This window comes from Rhodospirillum sp. A1_3_36 (assembly GCF_047263945.1).
Taxonomy (GTDB): domain Bacteria; phylum Pseudomonadota; class Alphaproteobacteria; order Rhodospirillales; family Rhodospirillaceae; genus Rhodospirillum.
In genome coordinates, this window is record NZ_JBLAVB010000069.1 from 1 (window position 1) to 2,988 (window position 2,988).

General features: G+C 65.0%; 2 protein-coding genes and 1 pseudogene. 1 reads left to right on the top strand and 2 read right to left on the bottom strand.

Features of this window, described 5'->3' with window-relative positions:
- Both ACLIRY_RS26850 and ACLIRY_RS26855 read right to left on the bottom strand, forming a co-directional pair.
- Positions 1–466: ATPase, T2SS/T4P/T4SS family (locus ACLIRY_RS26850; protein WP_413208489.1), on the bottom strand; the 466-nt coding region annotated here is incomplete at its 3' end.
- Between the two features lie 200 nt (positions 467–666).
- Positions 667–2,282 (bottom strand): annotated as a pseudogene (locus ACLIRY_RS26855) (conjugal transfer protein TraG); the annotation flags it as partial.
- A 289-nt stretch (positions 2,283–2,571) separates the two neighbouring features.
- Here ACLIRY_RS26855 and ACLIRY_RS26860 point away from each other — a divergent pair.
- The coding region (locus tag ACLIRY_RS26860) for a helix-turn-helix domain-containing protein (protein ID WP_413208490.1) at positions 2,572–2,988 on the top strand (417 nt) is incomplete at its 3' end.

A 2,988-nucleotide genomic window follows, 5' to 3' on the forward strand; every position in this document is an offset into this window, starting at 1 on the left:
TGCCCGAGGAAGTGCCACCGACGATCAGGATGTTCTTCCGGTCGCGCACGGCCTGAGCGAGAACATCGACCTGGGCCTTGAGAATCAGGCCATCCCGCAGGTAGTCGGCCAGCAGGTGAATGCGCGACGCCGGTTTGCGGATGGCGAAACAGGGACCCGTGGCAATGGGCGGCAACAGCCCTTCGAAGCGTTCACCAGATGGGAGTTCGGCGCCGACGATGGGGTTGTCGGCATGGACCTCTGCCCGCACATGGGAGGCGACAAGACGGATGATCCGTTCCGTCTCGGAAGGATGGATGCGGACGTCGGCGCTCCCCCTGCCCTCGCCCAGGCGGTCGATCCACAGGGAGCCGTCGGGATTGACCATCACCTCGATGACGGCGGGATCAGCCAGGGCCTGGGCGATCACCGGCCCCATGGCGGTGCGCAGCATGGCCCTGCGGCGCTCTTCGGAGGTGTCGGTCATCGGCCCTCTCCCTGGGACTGGTCGAGCGACCGCTTGCCGCCCGCGATCTGGCGGCCCACCTGCTCGATGAATTGCTGGAAACGATCGCGCGCCACCGCCTGGGCGGCCCGGTCGGGCACGGGGGCATGGGCGTTGAAGGTGAGGTAGAGCTTGACGAAGAAGGCGAGGCTTTCGGTCAGCACGTCCAGGTCCCGCCGGACGAGGCCGGAGAGCAGGACCAACTCATCCTCCGGCGGCAGTTGCATCACCTCCCCCGGCGTCAGCAGGGGGCGGGCGGTTTCCTGGCGGCTGACCATGACGTGGGACAGCCAGGGCGCCAGCCGGTGGCCCGCGTAGTTCCGCATGGCCCGCAGTTCCGTCGCGGTACCCAGGGCATCGGAGATCCGTTTGGCCGTGCGCTCGTCGTTGGAGGAAAAGGCGATCCGCACATGGCAGTTGTCGAGGATGGCATTGTTCTCTCCGTAGGCCTTGGAGATCTGGTTGAGGCTCTGGGCGATCAAATAGGCACGGATGCCGTAGCCAGCCATGAAGGCCAGGGCCGTCTCGAAGAAATCCAGCCGCCCCAGGGCGGGGAACTCGTCCAGCATCATCAGCAGCTGGTGCTTTCGCGTTTTTCCGGGGTCGCCCTCCAGCCGCTCGGTGAGGCGGCGGCCGATCTGGTTCAGCACCAGCCGCACCAGGGGTTTGGTGCGGGAAATGTCCGAGGGCGGGATCACCAGGTACAGGGAAACAGGATGTTTGGCGTCCATGAGGTCGGCGATGCGCCAATCGCAAGCCGAGGTGGTCCGGGCGACCACCGGATCGCGGTAGAGCCCGAGAAAGGACATGGCCGTGGAGAGCACGCCCGACCGCTCATTCTCCGACTTGTTCAGCACCTCCCGCGCCGCCGAGGCCACCACCGGATGGACCCGGGGGTCCTCGGGCGTGCCGAGGTGGTTGGTGGCCATCATCCGCCGCAGGGTGGCCGTGAAGGTCCGCTGGGGATCGGAGAGGAAGGCGGCGACCCGGGCCAGGGTCTTCTCCTCCTCGGCATAAAGCACATGGAGGATCGCGCCCACCAGCAGGGCGTGGCTGGTTTTCTCCCAGTGGTTCCGGCGCTCCAGGGCGCCCTCGGGATCGACCAGGATATCGGCGATGTTCTGGACGTCGCAAACCTCGTCCGGCCCCTTGCGCACCTCCAGCAAAGGATTGGTGCGGGCGGAGCGTGGGTCGGTGGGATTGAACAACAGGCAGTGGGAGAAGCGCGCCCGCCACCCGGCGGTGAGCTGCCAGTTCTCGCCCTTGATGTCGTGGATCACCGCCGATCCGGTCCAGGAAAGCAGCGTCGGCACCACCAGCCCCCCCCCTTGCCCGAGCGCGTCGGGGCGAAGGCCATCACATGCTCCGGCCTGTCGTGGCGGAGGTATGTGTCGTCGAACCGCCCGAGGAAGACCCCCTCAGCCCGAAACAGCCCGGCCTTGCGGATCTCCCGCCGGAGCGCCCAGCGGGAGGAGCCATAGGTGGTGACGAGACGGCTCTGCCGCGCCCGCCAGAGGGATCCGACCACCGCCGCGGCGCAGCCCATGAACCCGCTGGCCCCGGCGAGCATCCCCGCCTTGTCGAAGATCTCGGGCGCGTAGGCCTCGTAGAAGTACCACCACTCGAAAAGCCGCCAGGGCTCGTAGACCGGCCAGCTCATGAGGGTGAACCAGGGCAGGCCCAGCCGGGCCTGATAGCCCAGCATGTCGGCGCACCACTGCGTCGCGGACCAGACGCCCAGGAGGACGATACCGAAAACGACCAGGATCTGGCCAACGAGAAGTTTGGTGGGGGTCATGGGGATCGCTCCGTTGCATGAGGCAGACGGAACGAGGGTCGCGTGGATAGGCGGGAACACTTATGGGCTTTATGTGCGCGGAAATACGATGGGAGGGAGAAGGCGACCGGACCAATATCGGTTTGACGAAGGATGATTGGAGGAACACAAACTCCGAACAGATGCCATTGGCACCCCTTATACCAAGGGCATGAGGTTGTGACTCGGATATAGGCTTTAAGGGATTCCCTGTTTCGCTCAATCATGATTCACTCTCGCCATATTCAATTTCTGGATGGGGGAGTTGACCTTGGCGATAGAAATCCGTCGGGGAGATCATGACGCAGCGTCGCTGCGGGGATTGGCTGTTTCCACCGATGACGCGAAAGCGGCCCGGCGCTTGTTAGCCATGGCGCTTGTTCTGGAGGGTGTGTCGCGATCGGAAGCGGCACGGGTGACGGGCATGGATCGTCAGACGCTTCGGGATTGGGTGCATCGCTACAACGAGCACGGCCCGGAGGGACTTTCGGATCGCAAGGCGCCGGGCCGTGCGCGATGGCTCACGGACGAACAAATGGCCCAGATAGCGGAATGGGTGGCGTCTGGTCCAGACCTCGAAGTCGATGGAGTGGTCCGTTGGCGCCGGATTGACTTGGCTGCCAAGATTGAGCGCGAGTTTGGCGTGTCGCTTGCTGAACGGACTGTTGGAGAAGTCCTGCGTCGTCTC